A 20,664-nucleotide genomic window follows, 5' to 3' on the forward strand; every position below is an offset into this window, starting at 1 on the left:
CTCACATAAATACGAATGGATTTAAATCCACTGTTACTTGGATCTTTTGTTTGATGCGTAATGCGAGCATCGCGCGGAGTGCCTCCCGCACCTCTTCTTGACCTTTGTGTTTTATAATGACTTGCTGCCGATACATGTTTTTCAGTCGGGCGAGCGGTGCATCGAGCGGACCATTGACGACGAGGTCGTCTGACTCAAGATGTCGTAGTTGTGCCGCAATTGCTTCAGCCTCTGCTTGTGCTTCTAGTGGATGCGCCGCTGAAATCGTTATGAGTCCTAAAAACCAAAATGGGGGATGCCCACCTAGTTTACGTAATTGCATCTCACGTTTATAAAACGTTTCATAATCATGTTGCTTTGCGGTTTGGATGACGTAATGCTCGGGATTGTACGTTTGGATGATGGATTGCCCAGCCAGTTCACCGCGACCGGCGCGTCCGGAGACTTGCGTAATCAACTGGAACGTCCGTTCACTCGCCCGAAAATCAGGAATTCCAAGTGTCGCATCTGCTGCGATGACACCGACGAGTGTGACATTCGGAAAATCTAGCCCTTTCGCAATCATCTGCGTCCCGAGTAAAATGTTTCCCTCGCGTCGTTCAAACGCATTGAGTAACTTTTCGTGTGCGCCTTTACGCGACGTCGTATCTTGATCCATTCGAATGATTTTCGCTTCCGGAATCAAATGTGCCAGTTCTTCTTCAATCTTTTGCGTCCCCGTCCCGAACTGTCGAATTTTTTTCGACGAACAGGATGGACATTCTTTTGGCATCGCTGCCTCGAAACCACAGTAATGGCATTTGAGACGATCGGCTTGTTGATGATACGTCAAGTTGACGGCACAGTGCGGACACTGCAACGTCTCTCCACAATCACGACACAGGACAAACGTCGTATAACCACGTCGATTGAGTAGCAGGACTGTTTGTTCGCCCCGCTCAATCCGTTGTTTGATTCCTTCGATCAACGGCAAGCTAAACGGTGTCCGGTTCCCGCGCTCGAGTTCTTTACGCATGTCGATGATATCGACTGGAGGTAACTCGCCACCGAATCGTTCCTTGAGCGGTAAATACTGATAGACCCCTTTTTGTGACCGGGCGTATGTCTCAAGAATCGGTGTCGCACTTCCGAGGACGACCGGACAATGATGGAACGCAGCCCGCCACGTGGCGACATCTCGCGTATGGTACCTTGGATTTTCTTCTTGCTTATACGTTGTTTCATGTTCTTCATCTAAGATGATGATGCCGACATTCGTCAGTGGTGCAAACACGGCGGAGCGTGCCCCGACGACGACATCGACTTCCCCTTGCGCAATCTTGCGCCATTCATCGTACTTCTCACCGAGCGACAACCCGCTATGCAAGACGGCGACCCGTTCCCCGAACCGACGCTTGAATCGTTTGACCATCATCGGTGTCAGACTAATTTCGGGCACAAGCAAAATCGCCTGTCGTCCCCGTTCAAGCATCGCGTGAATCGACTCGAGGTAAACTTCCGTTTTTCCACTGCCGGTCACACCATGCAGTAAAAAGGTCGCCGTTTCGTCCGGCGCCGTAATCGCGTCGACCGCCGCCTGTTGATCGTCTGTCAGCATCGCAGGCGTAAAGATATCCTGCGTCAAATGTTCGTAGGGATTGCGATGGATGTCCACCGTTTCGACACTGAGGACACCTTTACGTTCTAGCGTATGGACGATGCTTAATGTCAAATCGAGCTCATGCATGACGTGACTCCACATCGTCTCTTTCTGTTCGATTAAATAATCCCGCAACAATACTTGTTTCGTTGCTTGACTCGACAACGGAATCGACGGATCGAGCAGGCGAATCCGTTTGTCCGTTTTCGTCGTCTTTTTTTCTTTGACGACGGGGTGAAGCTCAATCTCACCTTGACGTGCAGCGAGTAAGATTTCTTGTTGGACTTCACTCGGGAACTGACTGATTTTTTTACGGTTCCAGTTCGAAAATCGAGCAGTTTCCGTCAAAATCAGTTTATCATAACTGACCTTTAACGCCGCGGGTAACATCGCGAGTAACGCCGTGGCTTGATAACAAAGTGTCGTCTCCGACAGATACGAGGAAAGTTCTAACAATTCCTCCGTATAGGTCGGAACTTCATCAAGAACACGGACAATCGGTTTAATCCGTGTCAAATCGCTTTCTTCCTTTGTCGCGACGACGATTCCTAATAACGCACGCGGTCCAAAGGGTACTTCGACTCGCATGCCGGGAACGACAAGATTCTGCCACAATTCCGGTACTTCATAATCGAACGGTCGGTCGACGGTCGCTGCTGCTACATCGACGATGACTTCAGCAATCATCGTAAGACCTCAGCGAATTGTTCCAGTAAACCTTTCGCTAAATCCGTTTTCAGTTGTTGACCGTAGTGTCTAGCGGGACTATTTTTCCCGAAAACCGTCACTTGGTTTTCGTCACTTGAAAATCCGATATCCGGACGGGAGACATCATTTGCGACAATAAAATCAGCATGCTTTCGCTCTAGCTTTTTCAGAGCGTGAACTTCGACTTGTTCCGTCTCAGCCGCGAACCCGACAAGCACTTGATGCGTCTTCTGCTCACCCAACGTCCGTAAAATGTCCGTCGTCTCTTCGAGTTCAATCCGTAACGGCCCATCGATTTTTTTCTGTTTTTTCGTATATTGAACCGTTGGACGATAATCGGCCACTGCTGCCGCCATGATGACTAAATCTTGTGTCGCATAACGCGTAAGCATCTCATGGAGCATCTCGTCTCCTGATTCAATCGCCACTGTCGTCATCCCGCTCGGCAGTTCGCCTTTAATCGGTCCATGGACGAGTGTCACCGTAGCGCCAAAATCACGTGCTGCTTCTGCTAGCGCCACACCCATTTTTCCGGACGAATCATTTGTTAGATAACGGACCGGATCAATCCGTTCGATTGTCGGACCGGCACTGACTAATACATGACGCCCGGCAAGTGGTTTCGTCTCGAAGAGCCCTTTGATGGTCTCGACTAAATCCTCAGGCTCCGGAAGACGTCCTTTCCCGACCCATCCACAAGCAAGATTACCGACTCCTGGTGCAATCACCTGGACGCCGTCTGCCATCAATTGATCGAGATTTCGGACTGTCGCCGGATGTTCGAGCATATTGACGTTCATCGCCGGTGCGACGACGACAGGACACTTCGCAGCGAGAATCGTCGTCGTGATGAAATCGTCGGCGATGCCTGTCGCGAGTTTGGCAATCAAATTCGCTGTCGCTGGAGCAACGACAATCAAATCCGCCTCATCTGCTAAATCGATATGCGCGATTTTCGAAGCATCATGTTCGATGAAGACATCATCATAGACCGGCTTCCGTGTCAATGCCTCAAACGTCGTCTTCCCGACGAATTGTTGCGCATTTTTCGTCATTGCGACTTGGACGTTCGCCCCTGCCTGAACAAGTTTTGAGGCGAGTGCCGCCGCTTTATAGGAGGCAATTCCACCTCCGACGCAGAGTAAGATATTACGATTCGTTAGCATATTGAACTCCTCCTTATTGAAAAAAACAGCCACAATGAGGAGTGGCTGCTTCAAAATTAGTCTTGCGGTTGGTTCGTGACCAATACCTCTCCGAAGTAGAGCTCTTCAAGGGCTTTTCCGACTGGCTTATGTGATTTCGGATTCGCGACTTTCACACGTTTTCCGTCTTGAATTTGACGCGCTCGTTTAGCAGCGACCGTCACGATTGTGTATTTAGAAGGGACTTTCTTTTGTAGCTTATCTACTGATGGATATAACATGTTATTTAACCTCCATGGCTTTTTTATAAAGGGACGCAACGCGTTCCCGACTACAATGTTCCGCAGTGACGATTGCTTGAATCCGATCACACGCTTTGTGAATTTCATCATTCGTCACGACATAATCATAAGCATCCATCATTTCAATCTCTTCTTTTGCAACGAGGAGACGTTGTTTGATGACTTCTTCTGATTCAGTCCCTCGTCCGATGAGACGATTGCGTAATTCTTGAAGACTCGGAGGCGCCAAGAACAAGAAGACCGCTTCTGGGAAGTGCTCCTTCACTTGCATCGCACCTTGTACTTCGATTTCTAAGATGACATCTTTGCCTTCATCTAAGATTTTGTTCACCCAGTCAACTGGTGTACCGTAATAATTCCCAACAAATTCTGCATGCTCAAGTAATTGATTGTTTTCAATCATATGCTCGAACTCATCACGTGTTTTGAAGAAATAATGAACACCATCAATTTCTCCTTCACGCGGTTTCCGTGTCGTACATGACACCGAATAATGCAAATTATTGTCCTCGTCTTCACGTAAGGCACGACAAACCGTCCCTTTACCAACACCACTCGGACCAGATAATACGAGTAATAAGCCACGCTCTTTGAAAATCACTTCAGAACCCCTCCATCTAACAAACTTCACATTGTTTCATATTAGCAGTATAGACAGGAAGTTCGCAAGTAATCTTTTTCTAGCTCGACTGCTTTATCATACCATAACGAAGCCGTTTCTGTTACCTTTAGAAAGTGGAAACGAAATCAGGAAAGAAGGTAATATCATGGCTTTTGATGGATTGATGACGACACGTGTCGTCAACGAACTACAGATGCTCGTCGGTGGGCGGATCAACAAGATTCATCAACCGTACGCACTCGATTTAATTTTTAGCATCCGGGCCGATCGTAAGAACGTCACCCTACTCGCATCTGCGAACGCAATGTATGCACGTTTGCATATGACGAGCGAATCGACGAGCAATCCTAGCGAACCCCCGATGTTTTGCATGATGCTCCGGAAGCATCTAGAAGGTGGCTTCATCGAATCAATTGAACAATTAGGACGGGACCGTGTCATTTTGATGCGTATCCGTTCCCGCAATGAACTCGGTGACGAAGAAGCCAAAAAATTGTACATCGAATTGATGGGACGTCACTCGAACATTCTATTGACGGATGGTCAGGACAAAATCCTTGATGCGATTAAGCATCTTCCACTCAGTCAAAATACGTTCCGGACGATCATGCCGGGACTACAATATCAACTCCCCCCGCAACAGGATAAAGTCGATCCATTGACCGGGGATATTGAAACAGCCTTACATCGTATCGATTGGAACGCCGGTAAGATTGACCGTCAATTACTCGGGCTGTTCAGTGGACTATCCCCACAAATCGCTGAAGAAGTCGTCTTGCGTGCAGGGCTTGCCAATCGAACTTCGCTCGCGGAAGCACTCCGGTCCGTCTTGAACGAACTGGAAGGACCGTACTATTTCCAACGGCTCGCGAGTGGGAAAGAACGGTTTTCGCCCGTTGCCTTACAGCATGGCGAGATTGTCGATGAAAAAACGTTCACGACGAGTGGTGACGTCCTCGATGCCTTTTTCCATCAAAAATCGAACCGCGACCGTGTCAAACAACAGGCCGCGGATTTAGAACGCTTCATTAAGAGTGAATACGAGAAGAACCTCTTAAAACGGACGAAACTCGAACGTGACCTTGCGGCGACTGAGAAGATGGATGAACTGAAGCATAAAGGTGAGCTCTTGACGACCTACTTGTATCAATTACAACGCGGGATGAAAGAAGCGACCGTCGTCGATTATTATGATGAGGACGGGAAAGAAATCACGATTGCACTCGATCCCCGTTTCTCACCGAACGAAAATGCACAGCGTTACTATAAACGCTACAACAAACTAAAGACAGCCAAAGTTGAAGTCGCAAAACAATTGACGAAGAACCAACTCGAAATCGATTACTTCGAGTCGTTACTCGCCCAACTCGAGGTTGCATCACCCGATGATATCCGGGAAATGCGCGAAGAACTCGTCGAAGAAGGCTACTTACGCGAGCGCAGTAAAAAGAAAAAGAAACCGCTCGTCCCAAAACTTGAAGCTTATCAATCTTCAACGGGCATCGACTTCTTCGTCGGTAAGAATAACAAACAAAATGACTATGCGACATTCAAATTCGGACGACGCTCCGAAACCTGGTTGCATACGAAAGACATACCCGGCTCGCACGTCATCATTCGGAGTGATGAACCGGATGAAACGACATTAAAAGAAGCTGCGATCGTCGCTGCTTATTATTCAAAAGCACGTGAATCGAGTCAAGTCCCTGTCGATTTCACGGAACTCCGTCATGTCAAGAAGCCAAGTGGTGCCAAACCCGGTTTCGTCATCTATACGGATCAAACGACGTTGTACGTCACTCCGGATGCGAGTCTCGTACAAGCGCTTCGCCTAAAATGATATTTACACGCCAAAAAAGATGGAACATCACTTTGAAGTGACGTTCCATCTTTTTTGGCGTGTTCGTCTTCTTTTACGAAAATATTATGAGACGCCCGCTCGGAGAGAACATCTACTTGATTTTTTCGAGCTGTTCACGGTAATCAAGGAGATGCCCATTGATGATATCCTTCGCTTCATTCACTTCTTCATCAAACGAGAACATTGATTGTTTCCGTTCATGCGAAAAAATCACATCATAATGATGACTCAACAAAAAGTCGATCTCTTGACCGAGCATTTTTTCTTGTTCATCCGTCATCGGGATATCTCGGTGACTGGCGATACTCTCAAGCAGTAACAGTAATTTATCTTCTAAATCGACGAGCTGCTTCAGTTCAATAAACGGTTCACTTTGTCCACTCGTCACGAGCGGATATTTTTGATCTTCTTGAAGCATCAACATCATCTCTTCATGTTTCAGCACTTGCTTACGGACTGCCAGCAGTTTTGCATCGTCCTTAACGAGACTCCGCCAGTCCTCCATTAATTGTTGCGTCGTTTTTTTAACGAGCAACATCAAACGGTTTTCATAGTGCGGTGGGAAGACGATATAGTTGACGGCGACCGCCGATAAAACACCAACGACCGTCAATAAGGACCGCGTCAAGGCATAATGGACATAGTCGGCAGTCGGGCTTTCAAACATCAAAACGATGGCAAAGGCAGCAAACGTCGACATGTCCGTCCGACCAATCATCGAGTTGAAGACGAGCGACACGATAACGGCTAACCCAATCGTCAAGGGGTTTGCCCCTAACGTCGCAACGACTACGAGACCACAGACAAGGCCTAAAATCGTTCCGAACACTCGATTAAAGAACATTTTAAAGGAGCGGTGAATCGTCGGTTGCATCGCAACGATTGCTGCGACGGCTCCCATTCCAGAATAGATGTCAAAGACGTACCAAGAGAAGCTGAGCGCAATCGCGACGGCGATCCCTGTCTTAATGGTACGGAGACCGATTCGAAATTGGATGTTCACTCGAGCGTCACCTGCCCGACTTCACTTTCAACCGTCACTTCCGGCTTTTCTTGTTTCGACAGCTCATAAATAACTGCACTGTCGTCTTTTAATTTCGTGTAACGTTTTGCAGCTTTCACGTCTCCATCCGTTTCAACCGTAATTGTCCCAGCGGTTTTTGCAGGATTTAATCGAATCGCTCCATCAATCGTCTTGACGCTTAAATCAAGTTTCACACCATATTCGTCGAGTTTGACACTTTTTCCTGTGATATCAGCATGAACAGCATTCAAATCCTCGATGTCAACAGATCCGCTCCCAATCAATGTCACTTCATCTGCGTTAATTTTGTTCAGACGAATCGTCTCCGCGTCAAGCTGAATCACCTTGGCAAAAACGCCCATCCCTGTTAACGAGGCCGCATCGACATCAATCCGATTCATATAGCTAGGTAAACCAACTTCAATCTCATAATCCCCCGTTTTCAAGCTCGGGCGATTTCCGAATCGGGCCAGCCAGCCGTCACGTCCTGTCACGGTAATCGTATTTCCTGACGTCCCGACTTTTAAGCGTTTTTTACTTGAAGCACTATCGACCAGTTTCAATTGAACATTCCCATCCGTGCTTCTAACGAAGTTGATGCTCGCGTTCGGTGCTTCGATTTGTAATGTTTTATAGCGGTTCGTCGTCTTGAATGTCTCACCACGAGATAAAGAATCTGTCGTAAGTAAGAGTGTCACCGCGTATAGAAGAATAAGGGCTGATCCGACCGAAGCATATAGTATCCACGGACGGCGAACAGGCTTGCGCTGACCAATTCTTTCAAAAGAATCATTTTGTTTTCGTCGTTTTGCTTTTAAACGTGTAAACGTCGACTGTTTTCGTTTTCGTTCTGATCTACTCGTTGTATCGTCCATCCGTTTACCTCCATCCAGTTCACTTCCATTATTCCGAATTTATGATTGTCCTGTCAACATCCTCTCTCCATCATACGAAAATCGTAAATGTCTTGGCATCGGGCGGAAGAATGAACGGCGGTAAAAAAAGGAAGAAGAAGAATCAGCTGAAATGATTCTCCTTCTTCCTTTTAAGTTAGCGCTAATTTTTCAAAATCTGCTTTACAGTTCAAGCGATTCATCAATCGCTAAAGGATGACCTGTCTGCCCTTGCGCTTCAAGCTCATCACAAAAAGATTTGGCATCTTGTTTGATTAAGTCGAATGTATCGTAATGAATCGGTACAACCGCGTTCGCCTGCAACATATCGGCAGCGATTAAGGCATCTTCCGGTCCCATCGTGAAATTGTCGCCGATTGGTAAAAATGCAAGATCAATGTCATGATGTGCCCCATACAATGCTAAATCGCCGAACAACGCCGTATCTCCTGCATGGTACAGTACCTTATCTTCAATCGTCAGTAAGAAGCCAGCCGGCATTCCCATGTACATGATGGTCTGCTTCTCTTCATCAATGATGCTTGAAGAATGGAAGGCTTGCGTCATTTTTACTTTTCCGAATGGAAATTCAAATTGACCGCCGATATTCATCGGATGAACATTCAACCCTTTAAAACTTAAATACGTCGCTAGTTCATGTGTTGCCACAATCGTCGCGCCCGTCGACTTCGCAATCGTTTCCGCATCCGCCATATGATCGGCATGGGCGTGGGTCAAAAGAATAAAATCTGCTTTGACGTCTTCCGGTTTTGTCATCGCTTTGTCATTCCCACTAAAAAACGGGTCAATCACGATGTGTTGCCCATTCGTTTCAATCGTTACCGTTGACTGTCCGTGATATGTCACTTTCATTTAAAAGACCTCCCCTAACAAATAATCGGAACGAGTTATTTTTTCCCCTCTCCCCAAGCACATAAACCTTTCATCGCCGGTTGAAGCGTAAACGCAGCATCTGTCAGTCGATATTCGACATGCAGGACCGCTTCATCAAATTCAATCCGTTCGACCATGCCAAGTCGTTCAAGTTCCTTTAATTGATCTGTCAACACCTTCCTTGAGATGCCCGGAATCGACCGATGCAATTCTAGAAAACGTTTAGGACCGTCCTCTAACGCGCAATATAACTGTGGGCGCCATTTTCCACCAATGATTTCGAGCGCTCGATTAACTGGAAATTGTTCTGTCGTCATTACTTTTCGTCTCTCCTTCAAGTAGTTACTTCAAAGTGCGTACTATGCAATCGAGTGTATCGTAAGTTACCGTTAGCGTAAATCAAAAAGCAAAGGAGACAACAAACATGACTTACCCACGTAATTTTTCACACATCGGACTTTCGGTCCCAGATTTAGAGGCAGCTATTACATTTTATTCGGAGGTTATGGGATGGTACGTCATCATGGAACCATCTGATGTCGTTGAAGACGATTCCCCAATCGGCGTCATGTGTACGGACGTATTTGGAGCAGGATGGGGCAAATTCCGCATCGCGCATATGGCGACAGGCGACCGGATCGGGATCGAACTCTTTGAATTCCCGAACAATGAACAACCGGAAAATAACTTCGAATTCTGGAAAACAGGTATTTTCCATTACGCGATTCAAGACCCGGATATTGAAGGCATGGTCGAAAAAATTGTGGCTCACGGCGGCAAACAACGGATGCCGATTCGTGAATACTACCCGGGTGAAAAACCGTACCGCATGGTATATTGTGAAGATCCGTTCGGTAACCTCGTCGAACTCTATTCACACTCATATGAATTGACGTACTCCGAAGGCGCCTATTAATCATGAAGGCGTGGCTCAATCAAGAGGGAACATCTATTGAAAATTGGCAGTACCGTGACGTCGAGATGCCGCAACTTAAAGCACATGAAGCGTTGATTCGTGTTAAAGCCGTCGCCCTGAATCCTGTCGATTACAAAGCGACGAACAATCCCGCTTGGACGTTCCCGCACATTCCCGGTGTCGATTTAGCCGGAGTCGTCGAACAGGTCGGTTCAGACGCAGGTGATTTGTCGGTCGGAGACCGTGTCGCGATTCATACGAACCTTCAAAAAAATGGAGCGTTCGCGGAATACGCTGCAGTCGATGCACGGGCACTTGCCCTCATTCCGGAAGACGTCAGCTTTACCGATGCCGCAGCGATTCTCTGCGCCGGGATGACGGCTTATGAAGCGATCCATCAAAAGATGAACACGACGGATAAAGAGACGATTCTCATCCATGCCGGTGCCGGTGGTGTTGGCGGGTTCGGCATCCAGCTCGCGAAACGTCTCGGCTTACGTGTCGCGACGACCGCGTCGACTGAAAATCATGACTGGGTCAGACAACTAGGGGCGGACTTAGCGATTGATTATAAACTGGAGAACGTCACCGAGGTGATTCGTGACTGGACGGATGGACGTGGCGTCGATTTAATCTTGAATACGGTCGGACGAGCTGAAGCGACGGACGATTTAGGACGGCTCGCCTTTTCCGGTCAACTCGCCTATATCGCCGGCGGTCCGGATTTGTCGATCGTCAAACCGTTTACGCTATCGCCGTGGATCCATGAAGTCGCGCTTGCCGCTGCTTACGCGAGTCAAAATGACCGCGCCATCCGTAACCTTGGTCAAATGGCATCGGCGTTGCTTCTACTCGTGCAACAGAATGGACTCGATCCACTCGTCACCGATATCATCCCAGCCAATCAACTGGTCGAAGGGCTAAAGCGGTTGGCAGAACGACACGTCCGCGGTAAAATCATCGCGACGTTTTAAGTAGGCAACGTCCAAAATTGAAACGCCGATGCTTCCATTTTTCAGACGGCAGCATCGGCGTTTTTATATTTATCATGATTTGATGCATAGCTGTAACACCGCAACAACAGTTATCATCCCGTGTTGAAAAAATCATTCGCTTCGCCCGCACCAAACAGGAAAAAAGCTTATGTTCCGTTGTCAACGACAAACAGACCGACTCTTGACTACCGGTATTTATCGGTTTTTGTGATTTGTAACGAGCGACCGACGAGTTGAAAACCGATTGCTTGATAGATTTTATTGGACGTCGGGTTCGACCAGTCCGTATAGAGTGTGATCATCGGGTACGCTTGCTCCAGCAAATAGGTACAGACACGGGCCACGAGATCAGAAGCAAGACCTCGCCCTCTAAGTTCCGGCGGCGTATAGACGTAAGAGACGGTCACGCCTGACGCTGTCGGTCGACTAGCTGACGTCATGGATATGAGACGGTTCCCGTCGAACAGACCAAATAACGTCTGCTTTGAACGATGACGACGGATCGTCTGTTCATTTTGAAGACGATTCCGCTCCGTCACGGCTAATGCACCGGTCTCGCAAATGAAGTCCCATCCGAACGAGACGGCTTGGTCGACAGCCTGTTCGTCAACGATACGAAAAGCGTATTCAAGTTGCGGTGGTCGCGTCACGTGATGCAAGGCATACATTCCTTGATCCATCTTCACACGGTATTTCGTATGCGGAGCAAGAAGCGGCTTGACGAGCGCATGTTCTCCGACATATCCCTTACAGTCAAAAATCCGGGCAAGTTTTCGCATGCTTGGATCCGAAAATGCTTCACCTGCCAAAATCGCCTGTTCTTCAATCGTTTGTAGGATGATGATTTTTCGGTCGTCTTCTTCAGCGATCGCCATCAAAAGTGGCGTATCCCCCCGTTCCAAGATACCGAGCGGCAATTGGTGGACCTCACTGCGCTGTTCAAGGAAAGGAACAGCCACGCGTTTAAAACTCTCATAATCCCGATAATGCGTTACCATCTGAAGCGACCTCCTTTGTTCTACAACTAGTGTAACAAAAAAAGTTTCCACCCCATACGACAAGTCAAAAAACATTCATCTAAAATCGTCAAGGCTCCTTACCCGTCCGGATAAGGAGCCTCTATTTACACTCTGGTATTTGATTCGCTCAATCAAATCGTCGCTGTGAAACGGTCACTCCAAGCAACTGGATCAATTGACCACGCGAGCAGTTGTTTCTGTTCGTCTCTCGAGATCGCACTTGTCGCAACTGCCGTTTCGAGTAACTCCGAAAAATTCAGTAGCGATGTTGCCTTCAGATTCGCTGCCGTTAAATTAGCTTGCAAACGACTCATGCCATAGGAGAAGATGGCTTGAATCTGCACGACTTCCGCCCCTGCCTGTTGCAAAGCTTCAGCCGCATCAATCGATGATTTACCTGTCGATAACAAATCTTCGATGACAACGACGCGTTGGCCCGGTTTAATGCGCCCTTCGATTTGATTCCCTTTTCCATGTTGTTTGGCACTACCGCGGACATAGACCATCGGTAAGTTGAGTCGGTCCGCGACGAGCGCGGCGTGTGGAATACCCGCTGTCGCCGTCCCTGCGATGACGTCGACTTGTAACGATTTGACTTGCTGCGCCAATAAATCGGCAATCATCGAACGGACATCCGGACTCGACAATGTCAGACGATTATCACAGTAGATCGGTGAACGGAGTCCGCTCGCCCATGTGTACGGTTGACTCGGTGAAAGTGTGACGGCTTCGATTTCGAGTAATGCAGTCGCTAATTGATTCATTGTCGGATCCCCTTCCATTGTGCCAGTAAGTCTTCGTACATCGCTGCCGGATCATCCGCCTGCGTGATGGCGCGTCCGATGACAAGATCCGTCGCTCCCGCATCGCGGGCAAATTCAACCGTTGCGATTCGTTTTTGATCATGCGCCGCTGTCCCTGCCGGTCGAATCCCCGGTGTGACGAGTTGAAATCCATCGCGGCAACCCGGCTTGATTTTTTCAACATCGAGTGCTGAACAGACAACTCCGTCTAAACCAGCTTGTTCGGCTAGTTGTGCATATGCGACGACGACGGTATCCAATTCCTCATGAATCAGTAATTGTTCGACCATCGCCTGATCCGTCGACGTCAATTGTGTCACGGCAATCAACCGGGTGCCCGCAGCTGTTTCGTCTAATCCTTCCCGTGCCGCACGCATCATTTCGAGTCCTCCCGCAGCATGAACGTTCGTCAACTCAACGCCGAGCTGACCGATGACGCGAAGTGTTCGTCGCGCCGTTTCCGGGATATCATGGACCTTCAAGTCTAAAAAGACGGCATGTCCCCGTTCGACCAATTGTCGGACGAACGCCGGCCCTTCGGCGTAATAGAGCTCCATGCCGACTTTGACGGCAGGTCGGACTGGACCGAATTTTTCTAAAAATCGAGTGACGTGTAATCCTGACGGAAAATCAAGCGCGATGTAAAGCTGATCCATAAGCGTTCCCCCTAATGTCTAAAATATGTTCGATCCCGAGTTCGTCCATTCGTTTCGGAAGAGCAGCAATCAACTCTTGGCAAATGAACGGATTGACGAAGTTCGCCGTCCCGACCGCTACAGCCGACGCACCGGCATAAATCATTTCTAGCACATCATCGACCTCCATGACGCCGCCCATCCCGATGATCGGAATCTCGACGACTTGTGCGACATCATGAATCATCCGGATGGCAACGGGTTTGATGGCGGGGCCAGATAGACCGCCAATCCGATTTGCAAGAATCGGTTGACCAGTCCGGACATCAATTCGCATCCCGACTAGCGTGTTGATCATCGTCAGCCCGTCCGCTCCTGCCTGTTCGACGGCCTGTGCCATCTCGACGATTGACGTGACGTTCGGTGACAGTTTGACGTAGACGGGTTTATCCGACACTGCTTTGACGCGTCGCGTCAATTCTGCTGCCATCCGTGGGTCTGTTCCGAACTGCAGTCCGCCGGATTTGACGTTCGGACAAGAAATATTTAACTCGATTGCTTTGACGACCGGATTTTGACTGATTAACCGGGTGACCGTTTCGTATTCTTCCGGTGTCGATCCGGCGACATTCGCGATGATTTCCGTGTCGAACTGGCTTAAGAACGGTAACTTCGTTTCGATGATGCCTTCGACGCCCGGGTTTTGCAACCCGATTGCGTTCAACATCCCCATTCCGCTCTCCGCGACGCGTGGGGTTGGGTTTCCGTACCGTTCCTCGCCTGTCGCTGCCTTAATCATGATTCCGCCAAGGACAGATAAATCGTAGAACTTGGCAAACTCTTCCCCGAAGCCGAAGCAACCGGATGCTGGCATAATTGGATTTTTCAAATTCAATCCCGGTAACGTGACCGCTAATCGATTCATAAAATCACCGCTTCCGCCCGAAAGACAGGACCATCGGAGCATGTCTTGACGTAGTTTCCGTCCGGTGTCTTACAGACACAGGCGAAACAAGCACCAATCCCACAACCCATCCGGTTTTCAATCGACAGGAAACGATCTTGAATCGGGACTGCTTGCAAGGAGCGTAACATCGGTTCCGGACCACACGCGAGTAACGTATCGAACCGCTCTGGTGTCAGTGCCGCCGTCACAAATCCTTGAACACCCGCCGTCCCGTCGACCGTCGTAATCGTCGTCGGCCCGAGCTTTTTAAACTCCTCTTCATAAAACACACTGTCTGCCGTATCAAACCCTAGAATCGCTTCACACGTCACCCCACGTTCGACGAGTTTACGCATCGTATAATACAGCGGCGGAACACCGATTCCCCCACCAACGAGTACGACGCGACTCGTTCGCTCAATCAAGTTCACCGGAAAACCGTTTCCAAGTGGTCCGAGGGCATCGACGAGATCTCCAGGCCGTAAGGAAGCGAGTTCTTTTGTTCCTTGACCAATCTCTTTGAATAAAAAAGTGATTAGATCGCCCTCGACATTCGCGATTGAAATCGGACGCCGTAATAACGGACCAACGCGCAGGTGCATGAAGCGACCTGGTTCAATCTTTTTTACCTCCGGCATCCGACAAATCAACTCTGTCGCATTAACTGCGACCTTCTTCGTTGAGACAACCGTTAGTAGTTCAATCATCGCGTCACCGCCTTTTTCATGTGCGTGAATGCTTGAATCGAACTCGCTTCGAATGAGAGACTCTCAATGACTCGGAGTAACGCTTCTGCCGTATCGAGCGATGTCAGGCAGACAACGTTGTTTTCTGCAGCTGCCCGGCGAATGATGAACCCATCTTTCGTCACTTGAGAGTCCCGACTCATCGTATTGATGACATACTCGACTTCCGCTTTTTCGATTAAATCAAGCATTGATTCTTGATTGGAACCAATTTTTCCGACGACCTGGACGGCTAACTCATGTTCTGTCAAGAAACTGGCTGTTCCGGCTGTTGCGAGCAATGTGAATCCGAGTGCTGCAAACCGCTTGGCGAGACCTAGCATTTCTTGTTTATCTTGATCAGCGACCGTCATCAAGATACGACCATGTTCAGGAATCGCCATTCCGGAAGCGAGCAATCCTTTATACAGTGCTTTCTCGAGCGTCCGGTCCGTTCCGATGACTTCACCGGTCGACTTCATTTCCGGTCCGAGTGACGGATCCACTTCCTTCAGTTTCGCGAATGAGAAGACCGGTACTTTGACGGACACGAGCTTCTCTTCCGGCAGGAGACCGCTTGTCAGTCCGTAAGACGCGAGTGTCTCACCTAAGATGACGTTCGTCGCGAGACGTGCGACCGGTAATCCCGTTACTTTTGAGATGAACGGTACAGTCCGACTCGCCCGCGGGTTGACTTCAAGCACATAGAGTTCCCCGTCAGCGAAGACGAACTGGATGTTGAGCAATCCTTTGATGCGGAATGCTTTTGCGATACGCGTCGTGTAATCAACGATTTGATCTTTGATTGCTTGCGCGACACGTTGCGGGGGATAAACCCCGATCGAGTCCCCGGAGTGTACTCCCGCGCGTTCGATGTGCTCCATGATACCCGGGATGACGACATCTTCACCGTCGCAAATCGCATCCACTTCAAGCTCCATTCCCGTCAAGTAACGGTCGACGAGGACCGGTCGTTCCGGCGAAGCAATAACGGCATGTTTCATGTAATGTTCGAGCTCTTGTTGCCCGTAGACGATTTCCATTGCACGTCCACCGAGGACATAAGAGGGGCGGACGAGGACAGGATAGCCGAGACCCGCTGCCGCTGCCGTCGCTTCTTCGACCGTGACCGCTGTTTTTCCGGGCGGTTGTGGAATCTCAAGTTTTGTCAAAGCGGCTTCGAATTGTTTCCGGTCTTCTGCCATATCAAGATCTTCTAACGCCGTTCCGAGAATCTTGACCCCTTCGTCAGCGAGCGACTCAGCTAAGTTGATGGCGGTTTGCCCGCCGAACTGGACGATGACGCCGATCGGTTGTTCATTTCGGATGACTTCGAGAACATCTTCCGTCGTCAGTGGTTCAAAGTAGAGCCGGTCCGAAATCGAGAAGTCCGTCGAGACCGTTTCCGGGTTATTGTTGACGATGATCGCTTCATAACCCGCTTCGCGAATCGCTTGAATCGAGTGGACCGTCGCATAGTCGAATTCGACCCCTTGTCCAATCCGGATCGGCCCGGAACCGAGTACGAGAATCGACGGGCGTGTCGTCGGTGCCGCTTCATTTTCGACTTCATACGTCCCGTAGTAATACGGTGTATCGGAAGCGAACTCTGCTGCACACGTATCGACCATCTTGTAGACGGGATGAATCTGTTCTTGATTTCGCGTGTGGCGAATCACGGTCTCACTTTTCTTCGTGATCCGGCCAATCATCGCATCGCTGAAGCCGTAACGTTTTGCGTGTAATAAACGCTCGCGTGTCAGCTCTTCGCGTGCCAACTCCTGTTCAATCCGGAAGATATGATGTAACTTTTCTAAAAATAGCCGATCAATGCTCGTCCATTCGTGAATTTGTTCGACTGAATAACCACGCTCGATCCCCGCGTAAAGGGCGAATAGCCGTTCATCCGTTGCTTTGACGATGTACTGGTTGAGTGTCACTTCATCCATGTCGAGGAAACGGTCCATCCGGAGATCCGACATCCCGATTTCGAGCGAGCGGACTGCCTTCAGCAAGGCTTCTTCCATCGTCCGTCCCATCGCCATGACTTCGCCTGTCGCCTTCATTTGCGTCCCGAGCGTCCGGTCTGCCGATTCGAATTTATCAAACGGCCAGCGCGGAATCTTCGCGACGACGTAGTCGAGTGCTGGTTCAAACGAGGCAAAACTCGTTTCCGTGATCGGGTTCTTCAGTTCCGATAAGGCATAACCGACAGCAATTTTTGCCGCAAGTTTTGCAATCGGATAGCCTGTCGCCTTCGACGCCAAGGCCGACGAGCGTGAAACGCGCGGGTTCACTTCGATGACATAGTAGTCGAAACTATGCGGATCAAGTGCAAACTGGATGTTACATCCGCCTTCGATGCCAAGGGCACGGATGATGTCGAGTGAAACATTTCGCATCATTTGATAATCGCGGTCGGACAGTGTCTGGGTTGGAGCAAAGACAATCGAGTCGCCCGTATGGACGCCGACCGGGTCAAAGTTTTCCATCGCACAGACGATGATCGCTTGGTTCGTCGCGTCACGCATGACTTCGAACTCAACTTCTTTCATACCGGCAATCGATTTCTCGAGCAAAACTTGGTTCGCCGGACTCGCTTTGATACCGCCCTCGACGATTCGGACGAACTCGTCCATCGTTTCGGCAATCCCGCCGCCTGTACCACCGAGCGTGTAAGCCGGTCGAATGATGATCGGTAGACCGATTTTCGCGCAAAATTGTTCCGCTTCTTCTACTGTATGAACGATTTCACTCTCCGGGACACCGTGTCCCAGTCTGAACATCAATTTTCTGAACAAATCACGATCTTCTGCCTCTTCAATCGCAGACAGTTTCGTTCCGAGCAGTTCGACACCATATTCAGCCAAAACGCCGAGTCGATCGAGTTCGACCGCTAGATTCAATCCAGTCTGCCCACCGAGTGTCGCAAGCAAGGCATCCGGACGTTCCTTGCGGATGATCCGGGACACGAACTCCGCTTGGAGCGGTTCGATGTAAACCCGGTCAGCGACAGTCGGGTCTGTCATGATCGTTGCGGGGTTCGAGTTCACGAGGATGACTTCGTAGCCTTCTTCCTTGAGTGCTTGGCACGCTTGTGTTCCGGCATAATCAAACTCTGCTGCTTGTCCGATGACGATTGGACCTGATCCGATAACGAGAATCTTCTGGATATCTTGACGTTTAGGCATGAGTGACCTCCTGTTGGTTCGTGATTTCTGTTAAAAACTGATCGAATAAATCATTGGCATCCATTGGACCGGGTGATGCTTCCGGATGATATTGAACAGAGAAGACAGGTTCCGTCCGGTGTCTGACACCTTCGACCGTCCCATCATTGATGGCGACGTGTGTGACGATTAACTCGAATCCCTTCAATGACTGTTCGTCGACGGCGTAGCCATGATTTTGTGAGGTGATGCTGACGTGACCGGTTTGAAGATCTTGAACCGGGTGATTGGCACCGCGATGACCGAACGGTAACTTGAACGTATCGGCGCCGTGCGCAAGCGCAATTAATTGATGACCGAGACAAATGCCGAAGATGACGATTTTCCCTGTCAACTCTTGAATCAATGGAATCGCTGTTGGAACGTCTTTCGGATTCCCGGGACCGTTCGATAACATCATGCCGTCCGGTTTATAACGCAAGACTTCCTTCGCCGTAACATTGTACGGTACGACGACAACTTCGCAACCGCGGCGGACGAGTTCACGGACGATGCCGAGCTTTGCACCAAAGTCGACGAGGACAATCCGCGGACCGGCACCCGGGATGATGTACGCCCGTTCCGTCGAAGCACGTTGCACCTGATCCGTCGCGAGCGGCATGTTGTGCAAACGGTCTAATTGGTCGGCGAGATTAAATTCACCATCGACGAGCAATCCCCGCATGACGCCTTTTGATCGTAAGTGGCGCGTCAGTTGACGTGTATCGATGCCGGTTAAGCCCGGAATATCGAATTCTTCTAAGGCCTCTGCTAACGACGATTGGGAGCGGAAGTTCGACGGAGTATGGCAGACTTCACGGACGATGAGTGCTTTCGCAAGTGGTCGCGTCGTTTCGTAATCTTCCCGGTTGATGCCATAGTTCCCGATCAAGGGATTCGTCAAGACAATCATCTGGTCACAATAGGATGGATCAGATAACATTTCCTGGTATCCCGTCATCCCTGTCTGGAAGACGACCTCCCCCATCGTGACGCGTGTTGCGCCAAATGCTGTCCCTTCGAACGTCATACCATCCTCTAAAATGAGTGTCCGTTTAGACATGTGCCGTTTCCCCCTTGAATACGATTTTTCCACCTACGAGTGTCATGACCGGGTATCCTGTCAGTAACTGTCCCGCGAACGGTGTATTTTTTCCTTTTGAATAAAAGCGTTCTGGTTCAACCGGTCGGACGGTCTCTAAATCAAGCAACACGAGATCTGCCGGTGCCCCGACTTCCAAGCGACCATACGGTAAGTCGAACAAGGCGGCCGGCTTGCGTGTCAAGGCATCGACTAAGTCGCTTAGCGTCATCTGGTTCGTTTGAACAAGTTTCGTATAAAGTAGTGGAAAGGCTGTCTCGAAGCCCGTAATTCCAAATGGTGCCCGCTCGATGCCGAGCGCTTTTTCATCGGCTGCGTGCGGCGCATGATCCGTTGCGATACAATCAATCGTGCCATCGCGTAACCCTTCGAGCAGTGCCGCCCGGTCTGCCTTACTCCGAAGGGGCGGATTCATTTTAAAGTTCGGATCCTGCCCCTCGATGTCATCTTCCGTCAGGACGAGATGGTGCGGTGTCACTTCTGCCGTGACACGGATTCCTGCCCGTTTGGCGTCACGAATGACCCGGACTGATTCTTTTGTCGAGACATGACAGACATGATAATGGCAGCCGGTCGCTTCTGCGATTAAGACGTCGCGCGCGATGTGGATACTTTCCGCGAGTGACGGAATCCCCTGCAGTCCTTCCCGTTCACTATACGCACCTTCATGGACACAGCCGGCTTTCAACGTATCGTCCTCACAATGGGCGACGACCGCCTTCCCTAATTTCGCTGCGCGTCGCATCGCTTCCCGCATGACGGCGGCACTTTGAACGCCGACGCCGTCATCTGTAAACGCAAAGGCATCCGTTAATTCTTCAAACGCGACGAGTTCCTGTCCTAGCTGATTTTTTGAAATCGCCGCATAAGGCAAAACCCGGACAGACGCCGTTTCTTCGATTTTCTTGAACAAGGCGTCTAACGTCTCGCGGTCATCCGGAACAGGACGCGTATTCGGCATCGGACAGATTGTCGTGAATCCGCCGGCTGCGGCTGCGGCCGTACCTGTTGCAATCGTTTCTTTATGTTCGCCACCCGGTTCGCGGAGATGGACATGAATATCGACGAAGCCTGGTGCTAACAAGCGGTTACTTGCATCGATGACTTGCTCGTCCGCCCGCGGCGCAGCATCGAGATCCGTAATCAAGCCATCCTCGATGCGAATGCTTGATTGTTGCAATTGTCCGTTTTGATACCATGTTGCGTGATCGATACGTAGTGTCATA

General features: G+C 49.6%; 19 protein-coding genes. 3 read left to right on the plus strand and 16 right to left on the minus strand.

From position 1 onward, the window contains the following. Window position 1: 1 nt before the first annotated feature. Genes priA through gmk form a run of 4 tightly spaced genes read right to left on the minus strand, consistent with a single transcriptional unit; the run spans window position 2 to window position 4,392 of the window. Window positions 2-2,326: a primosomal protein N' gene (gene priA, locus KNP88_RS01850; protein WP_214892076.1), complete on the minus strand. Its 2,325-nt coding sequence runs from the start codon at window positions 2,324-2,326 to the stop codon at window positions 2-4. Next, on the minus strand, window positions 2,323-3,513 hold the full coding sequence (gene coaBC, locus KNP88_RS01855) for a bifunctional phosphopantothenoylcysteine decarboxylase/phosphopantothenate--cysteine ligase CoaBC (protein ID WP_214892078.1): 1,191 nt from the start codon (window positions 3,511-3,513) through the stop codon (window positions 2,323-2,325). The genes priA and coaBC overlap by 4 nt, the downstream gene beginning before the upstream one ends. A 56-nt stretch (window positions 3,514-3,569) precedes the next feature. Continuing rightward, window positions 3,570-3,773: a DNA-directed RNA polymerase subunit omega gene (gene rpoZ / locus KNP88_RS01860; protein WP_029330878.1), complete on the minus strand. Its 204-nt coding sequence runs from the start codon at window positions 3,771-3,773 to the stop codon at window positions 3,570-3,572. Between the two features lies 1 nt (window position 3,774). After that, on the minus strand, window positions 3,775-4,392 hold the full coding sequence (gene gmk / locus KNP88_RS01865) for a guanylate kinase (protein ID WP_200872407.1): 618 nt from the start codon (window positions 4,390-4,392) through the stop codon (window positions 3,775-3,777). Between the two features lie 169 nt (window positions 4,393-4,561). On the opposite strand from gmk, the gene KNP88_RS01870 reads away from it, so the two are divergent. Further along, complete coding sequence (locus tag KNP88_RS01870) at window positions 4,562-6,256, plus strand: Rqc2 family fibronectin-binding protein (RefSeq protein WP_214892080.1); 1,695 nt, start codon at window positions 4,562-4,564, stop codon at window positions 6,254-6,256. Window positions 6,257-6,368: 112 nt separating this feature from the next. Here KNP88_RS01870 and KNP88_RS01875 read toward each other — a convergent pair whose 3' ends face one another. The 4 genes from KNP88_RS01875 to KNP88_RS01890 form a co-directional block, all read right to left on the minus strand. Beyond that, window positions 6,369-7,280: an FUSC family protein gene (locus tag KNP88_RS01875; RefSeq protein ID WP_214765184.1), complete on the minus strand. Its 912-nt coding sequence runs from the start codon at window positions 7,278-7,280 to the stop codon at window positions 6,369-6,371. After that, on the minus strand, window positions 7,277-8,176 hold the full coding sequence (locus tag KNP88_RS01880) for a DUF4097 family beta strand repeat-containing protein (protein WP_214892082.1): 900 nt from the start codon (window positions 8,174-8,176) through the stop codon (window positions 7,277-7,279). Before KNP88_RS01880 ends, KNP88_RS01875 begins: the two co-directional genes overlap by 4 nt. A 201-nt stretch (window positions 8,177-8,377) precedes the next feature. Beyond that, window positions 8,378-9,067 carry a metal-dependent hydrolase gene (locus KNP88_RS01885; RefSeq protein WP_214892084.1) on the minus strand — a complete coding sequence of 230 codons (690 nt, stop codon included), beginning with the start codon at window positions 9,065-9,067 and terminating at the stop codon, window positions 8,378-8,380. Between the two features lie 35 nt (window positions 9,068-9,102). Beyond that, window positions 9,103-9,405 carry a winged helix-turn-helix transcriptional regulator gene (locus KNP88_RS01890; RefSeq protein WP_214892086.1) on the minus strand — a complete coding sequence of 101 codons (303 nt, stop codon included), beginning with the start codon at window positions 9,403-9,405 and terminating at the stop codon, window positions 9,103-9,105. Between the two features lie 107 nt (window positions 9,406-9,512). Between KNP88_RS01890 and KNP88_RS01895 the strand changes: the two genes are divergently transcribed. Then, complete coding sequence (locus KNP88_RS01895; RefSeq protein WP_029330885.1) at window positions 9,513-10,004, plus strand: lactoylglutathione lyase family protein; 492 nt, start codon at window positions 9,513-9,515, stop codon at window positions 10,002-10,004. Between the two features lie 2 nt (window positions 10,005-10,006). Next, window positions 10,007-10,978, plus strand: a complete 972-nt coding sequence (locus tag KNP88_RS01900; RefSeq protein WP_214892088.1) for a zinc-binding dehydrogenase — start codon at window positions 10,007-10,009, stop codon at window positions 10,976-10,978. A 206-nt stretch (window positions 10,979-11,184) separates the two neighbouring features. Here KNP88_RS01900 and KNP88_RS01905 read toward each other — a convergent pair whose 3' ends face one another. The 8 genes from KNP88_RS01905 to KNP88_RS01940 all read right to left on the minus strand — a co-directional run bounded on the left by KNP88_RS01905 (window position 11,185) and on the right by KNP88_RS01940 (window position 20,663). Next, window positions 11,185-11,997: a GNAT family N-acetyltransferase gene (locus tag KNP88_RS01905; protein WP_214892090.1), complete on the minus strand. Its 813-nt coding sequence runs from the start codon at window positions 11,995-11,997 to the stop codon at window positions 11,185-11,187. A 152-nt stretch (window positions 11,998-12,149) separates the two neighbouring features. Then, on the minus strand, window positions 12,150-12,782 hold the full coding sequence (gene pyrE, locus KNP88_RS01910) for an orotate phosphoribosyltransferase (RefSeq protein ID WP_214765197.1): 633 nt from the start codon (window positions 12,780-12,782) through the stop codon (window positions 12,150-12,152). Next, window positions 12,779-13,477, minus strand: coding sequence for an orotidine-5'-phosphate decarboxylase (pyrF, locus tag KNP88_RS01915; protein WP_214768627.1), 699 nt, complete (start codon window positions 13,475-13,477; stop codon window positions 12,779-12,781). Before pyrF ends, pyrE begins: the two co-directional genes overlap by 4 nt. After that, window positions 13,452-14,381 (minus strand): dihydroorotate dehydrogenase, encoded by a 930-nt coding sequence (locus KNP88_RS01920; protein WP_088837415.1) that lies wholly within the window; start codon window positions 14,379-14,381, stop codon window positions 13,452-13,454. Before KNP88_RS01920 ends, pyrF begins: the two co-directional genes overlap by 26 nt. After that, window positions 14,378-15,109, minus strand: a complete 732-nt coding sequence (locus KNP88_RS01925) for a dihydroorotate dehydrogenase electron transfer subunit (RefSeq protein WP_214892092.1) — start codon at window positions 15,107-15,109, stop codon at window positions 14,378-14,380. The genes KNP88_RS01920 and KNP88_RS01925 overlap by 4 nt, the downstream gene beginning before the upstream one ends. Next, window positions 15,106-18,318, minus strand: a complete 3,213-nt coding sequence (gene carB / locus KNP88_RS01930) for a carbamoyl-phosphate synthase large subunit (RefSeq protein ID WP_214892095.1) — start codon at window positions 18,316-18,318, stop codon at window positions 15,106-15,108. The genes KNP88_RS01925 and carB overlap by 4 nt, the downstream gene beginning before the upstream one ends. Further along, a complete protein-coding gene (locus KNP88_RS01935) occupies window positions 18,311-19,399 on the minus strand; it encodes a carbamoyl phosphate synthase small subunit (protein ID WP_214892097.1) in 1,089 nt (362 codons plus the stop codon). Before KNP88_RS01935 ends, carB begins: the two co-directional genes overlap by 8 nt. After that, a complete protein-coding gene (locus tag KNP88_RS01940) occupies window positions 19,392-20,663 on the minus strand; it encodes a dihydroorotase (protein WP_214810828.1) in 1,272 nt (423 codons plus the stop codon). Before KNP88_RS01940 ends, KNP88_RS01935 begins: the two co-directional genes overlap by 8 nt. Window position 20,664 lies beyond the last annotated feature (1 nt).

Source organism: Exiguobacterium sp. H66, assembly GCF_018618705.1.
Lineage (GTDB): Bacteria > Bacillota > Bacilli > Exiguobacteriales > Exiguobacteriaceae > Exiguobacterium_A > Exiguobacterium_A oxidotolerans.